Source organism: Streptomyces sp. NPDC087440, from assembly GCF_044744005.1.
In the GTDB taxonomy this organism is placed as follows: domain Bacteria; phylum Actinomycetota; class Actinomycetes; order Streptomycetales; family Streptomycetaceae; genus Streptomyces.
In genome coordinates this window covers 92,611-110,836 of sequence record NZ_JBIUXN010000026.1, presented here as the reverse complement: position 1 = coordinate 110,836, position 18,226 = coordinate 92,611, and the positions used below count along the sequence as shown (strand labels likewise).

20 protein-coding genes are annotated in these 18,226 nt (G+C 74.2%); 10 read left to right on the top strand and 10 right to left on the bottom strand.

Going from position 1 to position 18,226, the window contains the following annotated elements; all coding sequences use genetic code 11:
• Together ACIO3O_RS36685 and ACIO3O_RS36680 are read left to right on the top strand one after the other, a co-directional pair.
• Window positions 1-708, top strand: a complete 708-nt coding sequence (locus tag ACIO3O_RS36685; RefSeq protein ID WP_401753410.1) for a hypothetical protein — start codon at window positions 1-3, stop codon at window positions 706-708.
• A gap of 58 nt (window positions 709-766) precedes the next feature.
• Window positions 767-1,294 carry an NUDIX domain-containing protein gene (locus tag ACIO3O_RS36680; RefSeq protein WP_401753408.1) on the top strand — a complete coding sequence of 176 codons (528 nt, stop codon included), beginning with the start codon at window positions 767-769 and terminating at the stop codon, window positions 1,292-1,294.
• Window positions 1,295-1,322: 28 nt separating this feature from the next.
• Here the strand turns inward: ACIO3O_RS36680 and ACIO3O_RS36675 are convergent, their stop codons facing one another.
• Window positions 1,323-2,228 carry a S41 family peptidase gene (locus ACIO3O_RS36675; RefSeq protein WP_401753406.1) on the bottom strand — a complete coding sequence of 302 codons (906 nt, stop codon included), beginning with the start codon at window positions 2,226-2,228 and terminating at the stop codon, window positions 1,323-1,325.
• Between the two features lie 100 nt (window positions 2,229-2,328).
• Between ACIO3O_RS36675 and ACIO3O_RS36670 the strand changes: the two genes are divergently transcribed.
• Window positions 2,329-2,919: a helix-turn-helix domain-containing protein gene (locus ACIO3O_RS36670; protein WP_401753404.1), complete on the top strand. Its 591-nt coding sequence runs from the start codon at window positions 2,329-2,331 to the stop codon at window positions 2,917-2,919.
• Between the two features lie 35 nt (window positions 2,920-2,954).
• Here the strand turns inward: ACIO3O_RS36670 and ACIO3O_RS36665 are convergent, their stop codons facing one another.
• A complete protein-coding gene (locus ACIO3O_RS36665) occupies window positions 2,955-4,043 on the bottom strand; it encodes a glutamate--cysteine ligase (protein WP_401753402.1) in 1,089 nt (362 codons plus the stop codon).
• Between the two features lie 363 nt (window positions 4,044-4,406).
• Between ACIO3O_RS36665 and ACIO3O_RS36660 the strand changes: the two genes are divergently transcribed.
• Window positions 4,407-5,381: an alpha/beta hydrolase gene (locus ACIO3O_RS36660; protein WP_401753400.1), complete on the top strand. Its 975-nt coding sequence runs from the start codon at window positions 4,407-4,409 to the stop codon at window positions 5,379-5,381.
• Between the two features lie 38 nt (window positions 5,382-5,419).
• Here the strand turns inward: ACIO3O_RS36660 and ACIO3O_RS36655 are convergent, their stop codons facing one another.
• The 4 genes from ACIO3O_RS36655 to asnB form a co-directional block, all read right to left on the bottom strand.
• Window positions 5,420-7,132, bottom strand: coding sequence for a DUF6297 family protein (locus tag ACIO3O_RS36655; RefSeq protein ID WP_401753398.1), 1,713 nt, complete (start codon window positions 7,130-7,132; stop codon window positions 5,420-5,422).
• Complete coding sequence (locus ACIO3O_RS36650; protein WP_401753396.1) at window positions 7,132-7,794, bottom strand: ATP-binding cassette domain-containing protein; 663 nt, start codon at window positions 7,792-7,794, stop codon at window positions 7,132-7,134. Before ACIO3O_RS36650 ends, ACIO3O_RS36655 begins: the two co-directional genes overlap by 1 nt.
• A 148-nt stretch (window positions 7,795-7,942) precedes the next feature.
• Window positions 7,943-8,233 (bottom strand): hypothetical protein, encoded by a 291-nt coding sequence (locus ACIO3O_RS36645; RefSeq protein ID WP_401753394.1) that lies wholly within the window; start codon window positions 8,231-8,233, stop codon window positions 7,943-7,945.
• A 72-nt stretch (window positions 8,234-8,305) separates the two neighbouring features.
• On the bottom strand, window positions 8,306-10,147 hold the full coding sequence (gene asnB, locus ACIO3O_RS36640) for an asparagine synthase (glutamine-hydrolyzing) (RefSeq protein ID WP_401753392.1): 1,842 nt from the start codon (window positions 10,145-10,147) through the stop codon (window positions 8,306-8,308).
• A gap of 220 nt (window positions 10,148-10,367) precedes the next feature.
• On the opposite strand from asnB, the gene ACIO3O_RS36635 reads away from it, so the two are divergent.
• From ACIO3O_RS36635 to ACIO3O_RS36615, 5 genes are all read left to right on the top strand, one after another.
• On the top strand, window positions 10,368-10,802 hold the full coding sequence (locus ACIO3O_RS36635) for a PPOX class F420-dependent oxidoreductase (RefSeq protein ID WP_401753457.1): 435 nt from the start codon (window positions 10,368-10,370) through the stop codon (window positions 10,800-10,802).
• A gap of 63 nt (window positions 10,803-10,865) precedes the next feature.
• Window positions 10,866-11,300: a hypothetical protein gene (locus tag ACIO3O_RS36630; RefSeq protein ID WP_401753391.1), complete on the top strand. Its 435-nt coding sequence runs from the start codon at window positions 10,866-10,868 to the stop codon at window positions 11,298-11,300.
• Between the two features lie 40 nt (window positions 11,301-11,340).
• Window positions 11,341-11,859 (top strand): hypothetical protein, encoded by a 519-nt coding sequence (locus tag ACIO3O_RS36625; RefSeq protein WP_401753389.1) that lies wholly within the window; start codon window positions 11,341-11,343, stop codon window positions 11,857-11,859.
• Window positions 11,860-11,895: 36 nt separating this feature from the next.
• Window positions 11,896-12,288, top strand: coding sequence for a peptidase inhibitor family I36 protein (locus tag ACIO3O_RS36620; protein WP_401753387.1), 393 nt, complete (start codon window positions 11,896-11,898; stop codon window positions 12,286-12,288).
• A gap of 273 nt (window positions 12,289-12,561) precedes the next feature.
• On the top strand, window positions 12,562-13,656 hold the full coding sequence (locus ACIO3O_RS36615) for a PP2C family protein-serine/threonine phosphatase (RefSeq protein WP_401753385.1): 1,095 nt from the start codon (window positions 12,562-12,564) through the stop codon (window positions 13,654-13,656).
• A gap of 24 nt (window positions 13,657-13,680) precedes the next feature.
• Here ACIO3O_RS36615 and ACIO3O_RS36610 read toward each other — a convergent pair whose 3' ends face one another.
• The 4 genes from ACIO3O_RS36610 to ACIO3O_RS36595 all read right to left on the bottom strand — a co-directional run bounded on the left by ACIO3O_RS36610 (window position 13,681) and on the right by ACIO3O_RS36595 (window position 17,007).
• Window positions 13,681-14,430 carry a glycosyltransferase gene (locus tag ACIO3O_RS36610; RefSeq protein WP_401753383.1) on the bottom strand — a complete coding sequence of 250 codons (750 nt, stop codon included), beginning with the start codon at window positions 14,428-14,430 and terminating at the stop codon, window positions 13,681-13,683.
• Complete coding sequence (locus tag ACIO3O_RS36605) at window positions 14,427-15,014, bottom strand: methyltransferase (RefSeq protein ID WP_401753455.1); 588 nt, start codon at window positions 15,012-15,014, stop codon at window positions 14,427-14,429. Before ACIO3O_RS36605 ends, ACIO3O_RS36610 begins: the two co-directional genes overlap by 4 nt.
• Window positions 15,015-15,139: 125 nt before the next feature.
• Window positions 15,140-15,955: a PIG-L deacetylase family protein gene (locus ACIO3O_RS36600; RefSeq protein WP_401753381.1), complete on the bottom strand. Its 816-nt coding sequence runs from the start codon at window positions 15,953-15,955 to the stop codon at window positions 15,140-15,142.
• Window positions 15,952-17,007, bottom strand: coding sequence for an acyl-CoA dehydrogenase (locus ACIO3O_RS36595; protein ID WP_401753379.1), 1,056 nt, complete (start codon window positions 17,005-17,007; stop codon window positions 15,952-15,954). The genes ACIO3O_RS36600 and ACIO3O_RS36595 overlap by 4 nt, the downstream gene beginning before the upstream one ends.
• A gap of 246 nt (window positions 17,008-17,253) precedes the next feature.
• Here ACIO3O_RS36595 and ACIO3O_RS36590 point away from each other — a divergent pair, with 246 nt between their 5' ends.
• On the top strand, window positions 17,254-18,219 hold the full coding sequence (locus ACIO3O_RS36590; RefSeq protein ID WP_401753377.1) for an LLM class F420-dependent oxidoreductase: 966 nt from the start codon (window positions 17,254-17,256) through the stop codon (window positions 18,217-18,219).
• Window positions 18,220-18,226: the final 7 nt, after the last annotated feature.

The following is an 18,226-nucleotide window of genomic DNA, read 5'->3' as shown; positions in this document are numbered from 1 at the left end:
ATGACACACCCCACCGCCATACCGGGCTACGAGGGCGGCCCCCTCACCCACCGGCCCGAACTCCTGGACGACCCCTTGTTCTGGCTGGGACACCTCGTCTCCTGCGCGCAGCACGAGGACGCGCAGGAACTGCTCCTCGGCGCGGACGACGACGCCGCCCAGGAATTCCACTCACGACTGTGGGAACGGGCCGACTGGCCGACCTTCACCGTGCCACTCAACGGCGGCCACCGCCTGCACGTCGTCTACCGTACGTTCCCCGACGACACCGGCGTCGACTACCTGCTCGACCACCCCGACTGGGCGACGGCCGACCAACTCGCCCAGGACGACGGCCACTTCATGGGCCCGGGCCTGTCCTGGCCCGAACTGGCGGCCGCCGCCGACCGCACACCCCCCGGCGGCAGCACCGACGACCCGCATGCCCGGCTGCTCCTCCTGCTGCCCGCCCTCGGCGACAAGGCACTGCCCGACAGCGCCACGCCCCGCCTCGCGGAGGCCCTCGACGCACGCACCGCCGTGGACGACCCGCTGCGCCTGGCCACCGTCCTCCTGGACCACCAGGGCGCCCCGGGCCCCGCCCACTGGACGCACCTCACCTCCTCCCACGCCGTCAACGACGGCCCCCTCTCCTTCCGCAACCCGGCCAACCCCTTCGCCCTGCCCCCGTCCCACCTGGCCAGGGTCTCGACGGCACTGGCTCCGTGACGGACGAGGCGGGCGGGCTGCTGCGGGTGTGTGCGGCCCGCTCCACGACAATGCGGGCATGACGACACCCGAACCCTTCTCCCGCGTCAAGATCCGCGTCGGTGCGGTGCTCTTCTGCGGCACCGAGGTCGCGCTCATCCGGCGCGAGCGCCGCGGTGCCGTGCACTACAGCCCGCCGGGCGGGAACGTCGAGCCCGGCGAGGACCTTCTCGGCGCGCTGCGGCGCGAGTTGGCGGAGGAGCTGCGGCTGGACGCCGGGCGGGCCACGGTGCCCGAGCTGCTGTGGGTGGTCGACCAGCGGGTCTCGCGGCCCGGGCCGAATCCGCCACCGCGGAAGCTGCACCTGCTGTACCGGCTGCACGTCTCCCCCGAGGTCCGGGCCGCTCTCGCCACCGAGGAGTACGACGAGTTGCCCGACGGGACGCACGACGTCGGCAGCATCGTGTGGATCGACCACCGCGAGGCCGCCGGGCTGCCGGTGTTCCCGCCCGTCGGTGCGGCCCTCGCCGCCCTCGCCCACCCGGAGGCCCCGGCTGCGAGCACCGCGCTGCCCGCAGTCACCGACGACAACTACACGTGGGTGTAGGGGGCCGCCCACCGGGCTGGTTCCCGGTTCACTCCGCCAGCTTGGCCAGGGCCAGTTCATGGGCGCGGGTGAGGGCGTCGGCGGCGGTGCACGGGATGTCCGGGTGGACGCCGGTGCCCTCCCAGTTCGTACCGGAGACGGGGTTGACCGCGCGGCCGAAGGGGACGGTGACCTCCAGGTTCGGGTGGACGGTCCAGCCCTCGCACGGGTGCGCGCCGCCCCGGGTGACTTCGCCGACGACCACGGCACGGCCCAACTGCTGGAGGTCGTACGCCAGTTCCTCGGCGGCCGAGAAGGTGTCGGGGCCGGTCAGTACGTACAGCGGCTTGCTGCCGCCGAAGCGTGCGCCGGGGACGTGCGAGGGGGTCCAGGACTGCTCGGTGCGGGTGCCGCCGCGCCAGTGCATGGTGTTGAGGTGGGTGCGGCCGTCCAGAAGGTGGGCGCAGACGTAGGCGACGGCGTCCGGGTCGCCGCCCTTGTTGCCGCGCAGGTCCAGCACGAGTGCCTGGGCGCGCGAGACCAGGGTGAGGGCGGCGCCCAGCGGTTCGGCGGACCAGTCCAGCGGGTAGAGCATCGGGCCCAGTTCCAGCAGGGCGACGCCGCCGTCGAGCAGTTCCAGCCGGGGCACGCCGCCGAGCGAGTCCTCGAACTGCCCGCGTATGGAGGCCAGGACGGCCTCCCCGCGCCCCGGCGGCACCTCCTCGGCGTGGTACTTCAGGCGCAGGTGGCGGTCGCCGTTGACGGACTGGAGGTCCTCGGTGACCAGGCGGGACAGTTCCTCGGCGGTGTCCACGTCGTAGGCGCCTTCGGCGAGGCGTCGTCGCAGCAGGTCCGCGAGCTGCTCGGCGACCTCGGGGAACACGTAGTTCTCGGTCAGATGGCGGGTCGCCTCGTCGATGACGGGCGCGGGGAGGAGCTGCGTCAGGGTTGTCATGGCAGTGAGTAGACACCCTCCGAGCGAAAGCGTCAAAGAAATTAGACGCTTTCTTGTGAACGGCCTCCCCGCAGGGTCCGGTATGCACGATCATGTGGGGATGAGCGATCAGCCTTCCCCCTCCCAGCCTTCCGAGGACGTCCTGGAGATCGGCGCACCCGAACAGTTCGCGGCGCTCGCCCACCCCTTGCGGCAGCGGCTGCTCTTCGCCCTGGGCCACCGCCCCGCCGCGGCGAACGCCCTCGCAGCGCAGCTCGGCGCGAAGAAGGGCACGGTGGCCCACCACCTCAAGGTGCTCCGCGAGGCCGGGCTCGTCCGGGTCGCCGAGACCCGTCCGGTGCGCGGCGGCACCGAGCTGTACTACCAGCGCACGGCACGCCGGATGCTCGTCACGGAGCCCCGGGCGGAGGGCACGGCGGCGATGTTCGCCGCGGTCGCGCAGGAGCTGGACCTCTCGCCCGTAGAGCACGTCCTGTCGCTGCGTCATCTGCGGCTCAGCCCGGCGAAGGCGCGGGAACTCGGGGAGACCCTCGCCCGGTTGGTCGACGAGGCGGAGGATGAGGACGAGGACGAGGCGGCGGCGGAGGCCGAGGCGTCCGCCCAGGAGGAGGTGGAGGGCCGGCCGGTGCACGGGGTGCTGGTGGCGCTCTACCAGCAGCCGTCAGCGGCCGACCCCTCCGATCCCGCTTAGCCCACGTCCCGATCCCGCTCAGCCCACGTCCCGGCTCACGCGGCGCTGCGGCGCACGCACTCCGCGACGGTACGGCGCAGGCTGCCCGACTCCTTGAGCAGGCCGCGCTGGACCTCGGCACCCGTTCCGCCCTTCAGCAGTTCGGCGGCGGCGCGGCGGGCGTCCCCGGCGTCGCCCGCGTCCTCCAGGGCCGGGGTCACATGGGCGAGCAGGGCCTCGACCACGTCGGCCGCCGGTTCCGGGCGCAGGGTCTCGGGGTGGACCAGCCGGTCGGTCAGGCCGGAACGGGCGGCCCGCCACTGGGCGAGGCGCAGGGGGCCGACGCCGTGCGGGGCGGGCGGCTCTCCGGCGCGGTGCTCGCGGGCGGCGGTCTCGACCAGGCCGCGCGCCAGGGTGGCGAGGAGCACGGTCGTCGACGCCTCCAGGCAGACGTCCGCCACCCGGATCTCCACCGTGGGGAAGTTGTGGGAGAGCCGGGCGTCGAAGTAGACCATGCCCTTGTCCTTCAGGACACCGGTCTCCAGGAGGTCGGCGACCTGCCGGTGGTAGTTCTCGGCGGAGCCGAAGACCTCCACGGGCCCGGCGGACGGCCAACGCCCCCACACGCGGTTGCGGTAGCTGCCGTATCCGGTGTCGGACCCTTGCCAGAACGGCGAGTTGGCGCTCATGGCGGTGAGGACCGGCAGCCAGGGCCGGATGCGGTCGAGGACCTGCACACCCTCCTCGTCGGACTCCACGGAGACGTGGACGTGACAGCCGCAGGTCAACTGCTCCTGCACGGGCATGCCGAACTGCTTCTCGATCCAGCGGTGCCGCTCACCGGAGTTGAGGGAGGGACTGACGGTGAGCGGGGAGGTCGCCAGGGCCACGGCCGCCGCGCCCACCTCCTGGGCCCGCCGCCCCGCCTCCTCGCGCCAGCGCCGGATCTCCTCCCCCAGATCACCCATCGAGAACTGCGGCCGGGTCGCGAACTCCAGCTGTTCGCCGTGGAGCTCCTTCTCGAAGACGTCCTCCGCGTCGGCGTCCTCGGCGGGCACCGCCAGTACGGCCGAGGACACCGCCCGCGACTCCCCCGACTCGGGATCGACGAGGAGGAGTTCCTCCTCCACTCCCACACTGCGCACGATGCGGTCCTCCAGATCTCGCTGCACCGCGCCGACCAGGAGCGGGAGCGTTCGAGCGACGCGGACCGGTCGTCCGCGGTACGGGCACGCAGTCACCGGTTCCCGAACCCCCGCCCCGCATGCCTCTCGACCCTGGCACACCACACGTACGGGTGCGGGGGACGGTGGAGGTGTGATGGGCTTCCGGCCATGGAGCCGTGGAACAGCGAGGACAGAGCGGGGCGGGGGCACGGGGGCGGATCGGGGCGAGTGCCGTGGTCGGGGTCGGAGTCGGAGTCGGAGTCGGGGTCGGGGTCGGGGTCGGGGTCGACAGAGGGACCGACACCCGGGCCGGGGGCGGGGCAGGGCTGCGGGGGTTCGCCGGTGCCTGCGCTCGATCCGGAACTGGCTCTCGTACGGGCGGACTTGGGCCGTATCGAACCGCTCACCCCGCACAACCTCGCCGCGCGGCAGCAGCGGGATGCCACGTCACGGCCCCGGCCGACGGCCCTGGAGCTGGGCGCGGACGGCCGCTTCGAGGTCCGCGAGGTGCGGGTGCCGGGTCCGCCCGGCGCCCCGGAGGTCGTGCTGGTGAGCGCGCGTCCGGCCAGGCTCACCGGCCCGCTCCCGCTCCTCCACTACCTGCACGGCGGTGCGATGGTCATGGGCAACGCGTGGTCGGTCCTCCCGACGGTCCTGCGCGAGTGGGCCGGGCCGCTCGGCCTGGCCGTCCACTCGGTCGAATACCGGCTCGCCCCGGGCACGCGGTACCCGGGGGCGCTGGAGGACTGCTGGGCGGGACTCGCCTGGGCGGTCGCGCACGCCGACGCCCTCGGCATCGACCCGGGGCGCATCGTGCTGGGCGGCAAGAGCGCGGGCGGCGGGCTGGCGGCGGGCCTGGCCCTGCTGAACCGGGACCGGGGCGGTCCGGCCCCGCTGGGCCAGCTCCTCCTCTCGCCCATGCTGGACGACCGCAACGACACCTTCTCCGCACACCAGATGTCGGGCCGGGACGTCTGGGACCGGACGTCCAACTGCACGGCGTGGCAAGCGGTGTTGGGCGACCTGTACGGCGCTGCGGACCCGCCGCCGTACGCCGCCCCCGCCCGCGCCACGGACCTCTCCGGGCTGCCTGCGGCCTACGTCGAGGTGGGGTCGGCGGAGGTCTTCCGGGACGAGGGCATGGCGTACGCGAACGCGATCTGGCGGGCAGGCGGGGACGCCGAACTCCATGTGTGGCCGGGAGCCTGCCACGGCTTCGACGGTCTGGCGCCGGGGGCGGCCCTCACGCGGGACGCCCGCGACACCCGCACCCGCTGGCTGCGCCGCCGCCTCGCCGCCAGCCTTCCGCCGGGGTGACCTCCCCGACGGAGCCCACCTCACAGCCCCCCCATCGGTCAGCCGAGCAGGGTGAGGAGGCGGTGGCGCACCGCGCCGAGGGTCCGGCGGCCTCGGGTGCCGTGCAGGCGGCGGGCCGTACGCCGGGACCACCCCAGCATCACCGCTCCCGCCAGGAGGAGGCAGGCCAAGTGGGCCACGCCGACGGTCCCTTGACGTACCGTCAGAAGCAGGCAGGGCGCGGCGAGCGCCACCGCACCCACCACCCCCCGCCCGTACCACAGCACCGCCTGCAGCGGCCCCGTGTTCCCCATCGGGGTCTCTCCGCCGATCAGCACCTCCACCGGCATCGCACCCCGGTACGCACTGACCAGCGCCCCGCCCACCAGTACCGGCACCGAACCCAGCAGGGCGAAGTGGCCCGGTGTCCCGAGGGCGAGCGCGCCCGCGCCCGTCCCCAGGAGCAGCAGCGCGCCCGGCACCACCGCGTGCCACAGCGCCAACGCCCCGAAGGTGTACGGGAGTCCGGCCGCCCGGCGGTGGTCGTCGCTCTCCAGGCGTGCGGGTTCGACGAGTTGAGCCGCGGCCAGATACCCGGCGCCGAGCACGAGCGCGCTCAGGGCGACCTGCCCGCGCCCCGCGTCCTGCACCAGCCCGCACAGCCACACCGCGACCGCCGCCCACAGCGCGCCCCACACCAGCCGCCCCGGTGCGCGCAGCAGCCCGGTCGCGTCGCGCCACGGTACGAGCAGCCACCGTCGGCGCGGCATCGGCAGCCGCACCCGGGCACGCCCGCGCCGGGGCCCGCGCACCGCGGCACGCGTCTGCCGCAGGTCCAGCGCGAAGAGCGAGGCCGTGACCTGCGAGGCGAGCGTCGCGCGCGAACGCAGTTCCGCGACCGGGATCAGCGGCGCCGACCGCCACGCCACCACCAGCGCGCCCGCCGCGCACACCGCCGACAGCCCCGCCCCGGCCGCCCAGGCCTCCCCCGGCTCCCCGTGCCCGGCCGCCGCGAGCAGGGGCTGCACCGCCCACCCCCACGGCCCCGACCACAGCGGCAGGACGCCGACCCCGACGGCCACCGCCAGGCAGCACACCCAGAAGGAACGGCCGTACCCCCACCGCTCGACCAGCACCCCGGCCCCGACGCCGGTCAGCCCCGTGACCAGTCCGGCCCACGCCCCGGCCACCGCGAGCGGCACCGGGCCGCCCGCCCCGGCGACGTACAGGACGTAACCCAGTACGGCTCCCACGACCGGTCCGACGAGCGCGGAGCGGAGCACGGCCGCCCGCAGCCGGGGCAGCAGCAGCGGTCCCCGCGCGATCGGCAGCGGGAGGAGCCAGTGGAGGGTGGGGAGGTCCACGCGCACGGGCCCGCGCCAGGCCGCGTTGCGTGCGGTGAGCAGCAGGACGAGGGCGAGCAGCGTCGGAGCGGACCACGGCAGGGTCGCGGTCACCTGCCGAGCGGTCTCCCCGTGCCAGTCGCCCCGGCTGCCGGTGCGGGCGGCGGCGGCCAGGAGGGGTGCGGCCCAGAACACCGCGAACAGGGCGACGAGGTAGACCACGTACGCACTGTTCTTGCGGCGCTCCTGCCGGGACGACGCGCGCGCTTCCCGGAGGAAGGCGAGCACCCGGCCGGAGTCCGCCGCACGCGCCTCCCGGAGGTCGGCGGACACCCGGCCGGAGATCTCCGCACGCGCCCCGTCGAGGTCGGCGGACACCCGGCCGGAGTCCGGGGGGCCCGTCGCCGCGCCGCCTGCATCCGCAACCATCAGTGCCCCGCCCCCACCGGTGTCCCGTCCTCCAGGGCGAGCACCCGGTCGGCCACCGCGTCTGCCAGCGCCTCGTGGTGGGTGGCGAGCAGGATCGCCGTGCCGCGCTCCTTGTGCGCGGCGAGGCGTCGGCCCAGTTCCTTGCGGGCGCGGGCGTCCAGGCGCTGTTCGGGTTCGTCGAGGATCAGCAGGTCGTGCGGCCGTACGAAGGCCGAGGCGAGCAGCATCGCCTGCGTCTGCCCGGAGGACAGGGCCGACGGCAGGGCGTGCGCGTGCTCGGCGAGGCGGTGCTCGGCGAGGGCGCGGTCGACGGCGGCCCCGGCCGCCGCCTCCGGGCCGTGCGCCAGCGCGACCAGCATGAGGTGTTCGCGCACCGTCAGGTCCGGGTAGTGCGCGCCGGGGTCCATGACGGTGGCGACGCGGGCCCGGAGGGCGGGGTCGTCCTCACCGACCGGGCCGCCCGCGAAGGAGACCTGCCCCTCCGTCGGCTCCTCACGGCCCGCGGCGAGGCGCAACAGGGTCGATTTTCCCGCACCGTTGCCGCCCACCAGGGCCACGCATTCGGCGGGGGCCAGGTCGAGGGTGACAGCGCGGACGACCCATCTCTCGCCGTAGCGGCGGCCGACGTCGGTCAGTTGGAGGAGCGGGGTCGTGCGTGTCACGTGAGGGTGCCTTCGTTCGTACGGGCTCGGAGCGCTTGCCTCGTACAAGTATCCGAAACACCCTCGGCACGTGATCGACAGGCCCTCGGCGAGCCCGCGGCAGCTCAGCCGAACTGTGCCGCCACCAGCTCCGCGAACTCCTCCGGCGTCAGCACCTCCGCCCCCGTCTCCGCCGCCTTGACCGCCTTCGAGCTGGGCTTTCCGCCTTCTCGGCGAGCGGGCCGTCGACCGCTCCCGCCTCCACCGGTTCCGTCATGTTCACGCCTGCGGCGATCAGCTTGTCGACGACCGGTGCGAGGTCCGCGAGCCGCTGCACGATGACCGGCGCGACCGCCACCTGCTCGTGGGTGAGCATGCACAGGTCGGCGATGTCGGTCACTCCGCCGGAGTCGACGAGGGCGTTGACGTACGTCGCGCCCAGGCCGTCGATGTCGAGCATGTCGCGCCCGGCCGCGTACCCGATGAGCGCGGGCAGTCGGCAGGCCGCGCCCTTGACGCACGGTCCGTCCGCTCACAGGAGCAGTGCGGGGCGGTGCGTGCGCAGCCACTGGTCCAGGTCGAGTACGAATTCCAGGCCCTCGCGCGGGAACCTGTCCGCCCCTTCCGGCTCCAGCAGCAGCGTGCGTACGGCACGCGCGTCGAGCAGGTCCAGGGCCGGGCCGCCGGTGTCCAGGAGGCCGCGGACCTGGGCGGTGAGCGCGGCCCGGTAGGCGGGGTCGCGGACCATGGGGCAGGGGCTCTTGCGCCGGGCCAGGACCTCCGCGGGCAGCAGGTCGGCGACGGCGGCGCGCAGCAGGCTCTTCTCGCGCCCGTCGAAGGTCTTGTACGCCCAGGGCGCGTGGAAGACGTACTCGACGAGGCGGTGGTCCAGGAACGGCACCCGCACCTCCAGCCCCACGCCCATGCTGAGCCGGTCGGCACGGTCCAGGAGGCAGGGCAGGAAGCGGGTCAGGTTGAGGTGGCTGTCGCGGCGCAGGGCCGCCTCGGCGGCGTCGGTGCCGGGCGGGTGCGCGAGTTCGGCGACCGCGCTCGCGTACAGGGCGGCGCGGTGGGCGGGCAGGTCGAGTGCGGCGGCGAGTGCCGGGTCGAGGAGGCGGGTGAGGTCGGCGCGGCCGAGGACGGTGTCCCACGGGAAGGTCGGTGCGGCGGCGGCCTCGGGGGTGAACCAGCGGTAGCCGCCGAAGAGTTCGTCGGCACCGTCGCCGGCGAGGGTCACCGTGAAGTGCTCGCGCACGGCCGTGAACAGCTGGAGCAGCGAGGCGTCGAAGTCCCCCAGGGTCAGGCCGTCGCGCAAGTGACCGGTGCGGGCCCGCAGTTCGGGATCGGCGAGATCGCCCACGGCGGGCCGTACCGTACGGTGCGCGGTGCCGAGGTGACGGACCATCAACTCCGCGTACGGGCGGTCCGGGTCGCGCCCCATGGCGTCCTCGGCGGAGGCGTGGGAGCCGAGGTCGACGGAGAGCGTGTGCAGGGGATCGGCGGCGGGGCGGGCCAGTGCCGCGATGGCGCTGGAGTCCAGGCCGCCGGAGAGCAGGACGCTCACCGGGACGTCGGCGGCGAGCTGGGCGGTGACGGACTCCGCGAGCAGGTGGCGTACGCGGGCGACGGTCTCGGGCAGGGAGTCCGGGTGCTCGACGGGGGTGGCGAGGGACCAGTAGCGGTGGGTGCGGGTGGCGTCGGCGGTGAAGGTGACGACGGTGCCGGGCTCGACCTCGTGCAGCCCGGCGAAGGCGGTGCGCCCGGGGGTCTTGATCATGGGGTGGGAAGAGAGCAGTAGGTGGCGCAGGCCGTCGTGGTCGAGGGCGGTGCGGACGCCCGGGTGGGCGAGGACCGCCTTGGGCTCGGAGCCGAAGACGATGCCCGCAGGCCTCTCGACCCGCGCGTAGTACAGGGGTTTGACGCCCAGTCGGTCGCGGGCGAGCGTCAGCCGTCGACGGCCGGGCTCCCAGGCCGCGTACGCGAACATGCCCGCAAGCCGGGACGGGGCCCCCTCGCCCCAGGCCGCGACGGCACGGAGCACCACCTCGCTGTCGCTGCGGGTGGTGAACGGCTCGGAGCCGTGGGCCGCAGAGGTCAGTTCCGCGCGCAGGTCGGCGTGGTTGTAGACCTCGCCCGCGAAGGCGACGACGAGTTCGGTGCTGTCGCCGCGCACCAGCGTCTTGGGCTGCCGTCCGCCGTCCGGGTCGACGACGCTCAGCCGGGTGTGACCGAGGCCCGCGACCCCGTCGTACCAGCGCCCGAAGGCGTCCGGCCCCCGGCACCCCAGGGCCCGCGTCATCGTCTCCAGCGAGGAGCCCACGGTCCCCTCGGGAGCGCGGCCCTCCCATCCGGCAATGCCCGCCAGACCACACATCGCAGCCGTCCCTCTGTCCGCTCGACACTCTCCGGCCCGGTCACCGGCGATACGGGAGAACGAGTGACACGGGAATCGAGTGACACGGGAATCGAGTGACGCGGGAACCGAGTGACGCGAGCCGCGCGGACCGGGACAGGAAGCGGGTGGACGGGGCGGGGGCGCGCCTAGGCTCGGGCCGACAAGAACCCTTCGGAGAGTGGAGTGCGCGATGCGGGAGATGACCGGGGCCCAGTGGCGGGAGTTCGTGCTCGGCGGTACGCGTACCGGGAAGCTGGCGACCAACCGCAAGGACGGGCGGCCGCACGTGACGCCCGTGTGGTTCCTGCTGGACGAGGAGGAGGGTGAGGAGCAGGTTCGGGTGGTCTTCAACACCGGGCAGGAGTCGTTGAAGTTCAAGGCGCTCAGCCGGGAGCCCCGGTTCTCGCTGTGCGTGGACGACCAGGAGCCGCCGTTCGCCTTCGTGATGCTGGAGTGCACGGCGGAGTTCACGGACGATCCCGAACTGATGCGCCAGTGGGCCACCCGGATCGGCGGCCGGTACATGGGGGCCGAGAACGCCGAGGCGTACGGGAAGCGGAACTCCGTGCCGGGCGAGTATCTGGTACGGGCCCGGGTCGACCGGGTGGTGGCCTTCGCCGGTATCGCGGAGTAGGGACGCAGGGGGCGGGTGTGGCCCCTGCGGTACGACTTCTCACCGGCACGGGTGATCTTGCGCATGGCCGCGCGGTACGGGTGGAAGTCCGCCCGTATGCGCCTTCCTGCCCTTCTGTTGACCGCCGCCGCGCTGCTCGTCGCCGCACCGTCCGCGACCGCGCAGCCCCTCGTCCGTACGACATCCGCCCCCGCCGTCGAAGCCCGGGCCGCCCTGCCGGGGTACGTCTGCTTCTGGTCCGAGCCGGAGGAGCACGGCGCCGGGGGCGGCTGGTGCTACAACGGCACCGGCTACGCCGAGGCCGAGACCCGCGTGAAGCGGCACGCGAAGTCCTTCAGCAACCAGACCCAGGACACCTTCTACGCCCTGCACTTCCAGCGGGACGGCGGCTGCCTGTACCGGACGATCTACGGCGGCGACTACTCCGCGAACTGGGAGTGGTGGGAGAAGTTCGACGGGGTGCAGCGTGGTAAGCCCACCGACTGCCAGCCCGGCTGAGCCGGCGCGTCGGACGGGTGGGATGCGTCGGATGGTTGAGATGAGTCGACGGGGCCTCACCGCCTGCCTGTTGGCGGTGGTGCTGAGTGGGTGTGCGGGGCGTGGGGCTCCGCCCGTCGTGCTCGGTCCCGACGACACCGTCAAGGCCGCCCAGCAGTTGCTCACCGACCGCTGTCTTGCCCGCCAGGGGCTCGTTCCGCCCCGGCCCGGGGCCGCCGCTCCGCCGCCGGAGCAGGCGGGGCGCGTCGTGGGCGCGCTCTTCGGGACCGGGCGGGCCGAACTCTCGCTCACCCTGCCCGGCGGCCAGGTGATCCGCCAGCACTCCGACGGGTGCCTGGCCGCCGCCCAACGCCGGTTGTACGGGGACCAGAAACGCTGGTTCCTGGTCTCGACCCGCGTCAACAACCTCCGCTCCGCCGCCCCCGCCGCCGACCGCGCCGAACACCGGCGGCTGCGCGAGCGGGCCCTGGAGCGTTCCCGAGCGCTGCTCGCCGCATCCGGAGCCGGAGCCGAGGCCAGAGCCGCAGCCCGAACCGAAGCCGCCCAGGCGCATGCCTGAGCCTGTCACCCGATCCCGTACCGGAAAGGCCCGTTCATGACACCGACCCGCCGCAAGCGCCTCGTGGCCCTCCTCACCGCCGCCCTCTTCGCGACGGGCGGTGCCTTCGCCGTGCCCGCGTCCGCCGCCCCCTGCCCGAGCGGTTCCTTCTGCGTCTGGCCGGACGCCGACTTCAAGGGCTCCGTCTTCGCCTCGTCCGGCGACGACGAGTGGTGGGATTCCTGGATCTCCGACAACGACTCCTCGTGGGCCAACCACGGGATCTCGGGCCCCGGTGTGAAGGACCACGTCGTGGTGTACGAGAGCGCCATCCAGTTCCCGTCCGACGGCGGCGAGCGCACCATCTGTCTGGCGCCCGGCCAGGAGGTCGCGTCGAACGCCAACGCCAATGACCGCGGCGACGCGCATGTGTGGGCCATGCAGTGCTGACCGGATAGCGGTCAGCCGGGTAGCGGTCAGCCGGGTAGCGGTCAGCCGGGTTCCCGGCCGACCGTCCGCGCGCCGATCGACACCGTACGGCCCGGGTCCCCCGCCGTTCCTCCCGGCGGAGGACCCGGGCCGTACTGCTGGACCGGACCCGTAGGACGGATTCAGGGGACCAAGTGCCCTGCGGATTGGGGACCAACGGCCCCCGCGCGTGCGGCGGCGGGCGCGCAGGATGGCCAGGTTAGGTCGCGTTACGTCACCCGGGTCAGGTACCGCATGCCCTCGTCCACTCCCCCGTTGCAGAGCGCCGCCGCCCGCGAACGGTGGCGGACCCGGGCGCAGGAATGGCTGCCCTGGGTGGTGTGGGTGGTCGCGGTGATCGCCGAGTTCCTGACAGGCAGTGACATCCGGCTCGGTCCGGTCCTGTCCGCGGTGCCGCCGCTGGTGGCGGTCGCGCACGGCTGGCGGGCGGTGCTGGTGTCGGGGGTGGTCGCGGGGCTGACCCAGCAGGCGTTCCTCCAGCTGGTGCGGTCGGGGGAGTCGGGGGCCTGGACCACCGCCGTGACGGCCGTGACGGGTGTGACGCTGGCGAGTGCGCTGTCCGCCGCCGCGCGGGTGCGCCGGGAGCGGCAGGTGGAGGAGCTGCACGATGTCGTCGGCGGGATGCAGCGCGCCCTGCTGCATCCGCTGCCGCCGGAGCTGGGCGGGTACCGGATCGCCGGGTTCTACCAGGCCGCGCACTCCGACGCCCGGGTCGGCGGCGACTTCTACGAGGCGCTGGAGACTCCGTACGGGGTGCGGATGGTGCTCGGTGACGTCTCCGGCAAGGGGCTTCCGGCGGTCGACGCGACGGTCACGCTGCTCGGGGCGTTCCGCGAGGCCGCGTACGAGGAGGACCTCGGCCGGGTGGCGCTGGTGATGGACCGCGCGCTGCGGCGCAGGCAGCTCATCTCGGACGACCACCGGTTCGCGACGGCGCTGATCGTCGAGGCGGGGGCGGACGGGCGGCTGCGCATGGTCAACTGCGGGCACGTCCGCCCGTACCTGGTGGACGCGGGCGGGGCCCGCGAGGTCGACCTGCCCGCGTACGGGCTGCTGGGTCTGTTCCACCTGGTGCCGGACCGGCGGCCGGAGCCGGTCGCGCACACGCTCGCGCCCGGCGAGTCGCTCCTCGTGGTCACCGACGGCGTGACCGAGGCGCGGGACGCACGGCGGGACTTCTTCGACCTGGACGCGTTCCTCGCCGGGCCGCTCCCGACGGAATGTCCGGTCGCGCTGAAGGAGGCCCTGCTCGCCGCGCTCGCCCGGCACACGCGCGGCCTCCTGTCGGACGACGCGGCGGCGCTGGTGCTGGCGCGGGGGCAGGGGTGAGCGTCCTCGGGTCCCGGTACGGGTTCAGCCTGCCGCTTCGGTGTCCTCGGGCCTCGCCGGTCGGGTGATCCCCTCCAGTGCGGCGAGGTGGTCGCCGAAGCCGCCCCGGGCGCGGGGGCGGGTGCGGGCGGAGGTGGTGACGGGACAGTCGGCGGTACGGAGGAGGCGTGCGCCGGTGCGTTCCAGGGCGTCGACCAGGCCGTGGTCCTCGCTCAGCGGCAGTGGCGGGAAGCCTCCGGCGGCGGTGTACGCGCGGGCGTCGACGCCGAGGTTCGCGCCGTGCACGTGCGGGTGCTGCCAGGGTCGGCCCGCGGGTGGGCGGGACACCTCGTAGAGGCGGTGGTGGCGGGCGGCCAGCCGGGGTTGGTGCGCGGGCCACCGGTCGACGGTCACGGTGCCGACGACGGCGTCCCAGCCCTCGGCGGCGCGGGCCAGCTGGAAGGCGAGCCAGTCGGGCGGGACCGTGCTGTCGGCGTCGGTGGACGCGAGCCAGAGGGGGTCCGCGCCACCGAGGGCGTCGAGCGCCGCGCTCACTCCTGCCGCCCGTGCCCGCCCGACGTTGCGGAGACTCACGGGGACGACGAGGGCGCCCGCCGCCCGGGCGAGCGCGGCGGTGCCGTCGGTGCAGCGGTCGGCGACGACCACGGTGAGCACCCGCACCCCGTCGAGCGCCGGGTGCCCGGCGGCCACCCGTACGGCGTCCAACGCGGCGGGGAGCAGGGCCTGTTCGTCGCAGGCGGGGATCACGACGGCGACGGCCGGCCGAGCGGTCATACCAGACCTTCGCGGGCGGCGGGCGAGGGTGCGGGCGAACCGTCGAGCCAGGTCCTGGCGTACACCTGGAGCACGAAGTCGGGCTCGCGGTGGTCGGCCACGGGTGTCAGCCCCGGTACAGAGGCGAGGGTCCGGGCGAGCGTGCTGCCGGTGCCCCGGTGGTCGGGGACGGGGTGGTTCCAGTGCACGGTGACGAGGGTGCCGCCGGGGTCGAGGGCGGCGGTGGTGCGGGTCAGGAGGTCGTGGAGGGTGGCCGCGTCGAAGTAGTAGAGGAACTCCGACAGGACGATCAGGTCGAAGGAGCCGTCCGGCCACTCCTCGGGGAGGGTGAGGCGGCGTACGTCGACGTGCGGGAGGTGGGCGGTGCGCTTGCGGGCGGTGGCGACGGCGGACTCGACCCGGTCGCAGGCCACCAGCTCGTCGCAGCGCTCGGCGAGGCGGACGGTCAACTCCCCGACGGAACAGGCGGGTTCGAAGGCGCGCCGGTAGCGCGGGAGCGGGAGGCTCGCGGCGGTGAGGTCGTACTTGCGGCGCTCGTAGAAGCGGTCGGCGAGGCGCCAGGGGTCGGGGGAGTCGCGGTACATCTCGTCGAAGTAGGAGGCGGGGGTGGGGCCTTGGGGGCGGGGGTCGGCGTGGTCGCCGTCGCGGGTGTGGTCGCCGTCGCGGGTGTGGTTCATCTCGCTCATGTCATTCATGTCGTGCGTGTCGTTCACTGGAACACCACCTCCATGTGCCGTGTGTGGTGGGCGAGTTCGTCGGGAGGGAGGATCGCCGCGTCGCTCGGGCCGGGGCCCAGCGGGGTGATCTGGCTGACGAAGCGGTCGATCGCGGCGCGTTTGCGGGTCCGGGCCTGCGGCGGCAAGGTGATCCGCGAGGCCCGGTCCCAGGGGACGCGGGGGTCGCCGGGGGTGGCCCAGTGCCACATCCACACGGGGTAGAGCCAGCAGGCGCTGCGGGTCTCGGCCGCCGCGCGCAGGGCCGCGCGGCCCGCCGCCTCGTGGTCGCCGTGCACGTCGCCGGTCCAGGGGGCGACGATCAGATCGGCGCCCTCGGCGATCTCCGCGAGGCGCGCCGCGACGTGGTCCTCGTGGGCGGCGACCTTGGTGTCGGGGACGTGGAGGGGGACGACGGTGGCCTCGGCCGCACCCAGTTCGGCGAGGGCTGCTCGGGTTTCGGCGGCCCGGACGCGTACGAGATCGTCGGGGGTCAGCACCGTGCTCTCGGGGTGCGAGGCCTCTCCGTCGGTGACGGTCACGACGGTGAGCCGGGTACCGGCGGCGGCGAGCAGGGCGATGGCGCCGCCGAAGCCCAGCACCTCGTCGTCGGGGTGCGCCGCGACGACGACCACGTGGGCGAAGGGGCCGACGGGGATCTCGGGCAGTTCCGCCCAGCCCGGCCAGGCCCGCCAGGCGGCCTCGTCGGTGCCGGGGGCCTGGATGGGGTCGGCGAAGGGGCGGGCGGGGACGGCGCCGGTGCCGGAGTCCGTGCCGGTATCGGTGCTGGAGTCCGTGCCGGTGCCGGTCATCGGGCACCCTCCGGGCGGGCGAGGAGTGAGCCCAGTGCGGCGAGGTCGCGTTCGGCGTGGTGTTGGCGGATGTAAACGGCCAGGTCGGCTGCCGCGCGGGCATGGCGGGCGTCGTGGCAGAGAGGGCCTGCACCGGTGGCACGGCCCACGTGGTCGAGGACCGCCGCGCAGGCCGATTCCACGAAGGCGCGTACACGCATGGCCCGCAGCTGCGCTCCGCCGTGCGCGTCGAAGGGGTCCGCGTCGATCTCGGCGGCGGCCCGTTCGAGCAGGGCCTCGGCGGCCTGGAGCTGGATGTCGACCGCCCCGAGGTGGGCGTCCGTGTGCGGTTCGGGGCGGCGGGCGGCGGCTTCCCCGAGCACCCGGGAGACGGCCACCGCTCCCCCGTACCAGCAGGCGGCGACGCCGATGCCGCCGTGCCAGAAGCCGGGCCGTCGGACGTACGCCTCCGGGCCGCCGATCGCGCGGGCCGGTACGTCGGTGAAGCGGACATCGGGGGTGTCGCTGCCCGCCATGCCGACCGCGGGCCAGGTGCCCTCGACCGGGCGGCAGTCGTCGCCGTCGGCCCGTACCGCGAAGAGCCTGCGCTCGTCACCGGCACGGGCGGTGACCAGGGCGTGGGTGCAGGAGTGCGCGCCGGAGCAGTACTGCTTCAGCCCGCTGATCACCCAGCCGGAGCCGTCGTCGGCATCGGCGTCGACGTTCTTGCGGAGCGCGGTCAGCCCCTCGCCGGGCGGCTCGGCCGCCCAGACGCCCCACCGCTCGCCGGGGCCGGGCGGCGGTGCACCCAGTTCGGCGAGGATCGCGGCCGCGTCGACGTGCCCCTCCACCAGGCGGGCCGTGCACAGGTCGACCTCGGCGACGGCCCGCAGCGCGGCGAACCGGTGGCCGGTGCGTCCGGACCCGGGCAGCGGGAACTCCTCCCGCTCCCCCGCCTCGACGGACGCGAGTACGGAGCGGAAGCCCTCGGCTGCCGCCCGCTGTGCCGTCGGCGGTCCGGCGTCGGTGCCCGCAGCCTCGGGGGCGGCGGAGCAGGACAGGTCTTCAGGCATGGAACGAACTCCCTCGGGCGGCACGGAGGGAACCGCCAGGGTTCCCCGGAACGCCTCCGCCGAGGCCCGCAGCTCCTCGTCATCCACCTGCTCCGGCGGAAGCGAACTCTCCAGTGCCCCTCGTAGCCGCGAGAAAACACCGGATTCACCCACGCCACAGGGGGTGGCGGGCCCGAATCGGGGTAAGGCGTTCCGGTCGGCGGAAGCCCATGTTTGACATCGGACAAGACCGGCTACACGCACTCAATGGTGCAAATTGGCTACACGATGATGACCGAACAGGCGGGCCCCCGCACGCTCGTCGACGACGTGGTGGCCGCCGAGCGGGCCGGATTCGACTTCTCCGTCACGTCCGACCACTACTCCCCCTGGCTGGACTCGCAGGGCCACGCCCCCTACGCGTGGAGCGTGCTGGGCGCGGCGGCGCAGGCCACCGAGCGGATTCCGCTGATGACGTACGTGACCTGCCCCACCGTCCGCTACCACCCGGCCGTGATCGCCCAGAAGGCGGCGACGATGCAGCTCCTCTCCGAGGGGCGGTTCCGCCTGGGGCTCGGTTCCGGCGAGAACCTCAACGAGCATGTGGTGGGAACCGGTTGGCCCTCCGCCGGAGTGCGGCTGGAGATGCTGGAAGAGGCGGTGGAGATCATCCGCGCCCTCTTCGGAGGCGACAACGTCAACCACCGGGGCACCCACTTCGACGTCGCGAACGCAAAGCTCTGGGACCTGCCGGACGAGCTGCCGCCGATCGGCGTGGCGGTCTCGGGCGAGCGGTCCTGCGAGCTGGCCGGACGCCTCGCCGACCTGGTGATCGCGACCGAGCCGAAGGCGGAGCTGATCGAGTCCTTCGAGCGGCACGGCGGCACGGGCAAACCCCGCGTGGGCCAGCTGCCCGTCTGCTTCGACCTCGACCGCGACGCGGCGATCGCCCGCGCGCACGACCAGTTCCGCTGGTTCGCGGGCGGCTGGCCGGTGAACGCCGAGCTGCCGGGACCGGCGAGCTTTGCCGGGGCGACGCAGTTCGTCACCGAGAAGGACGTCGCGCAGGCCCTTCCCTGCGGCGCGGACGTGGACGATTTCGTCGAGGCGGTGCGGCCGTACGCCGAGGCCGGATTCACCGAGGTCGCCCTCATCCAGGTGGGCGGCGAGCACCAGCGCCCCTTCATCTCCTGGGCGGAGAAGGAGCTGCTGCCCGCCCTGCGCGAACTCTGACCCGCAG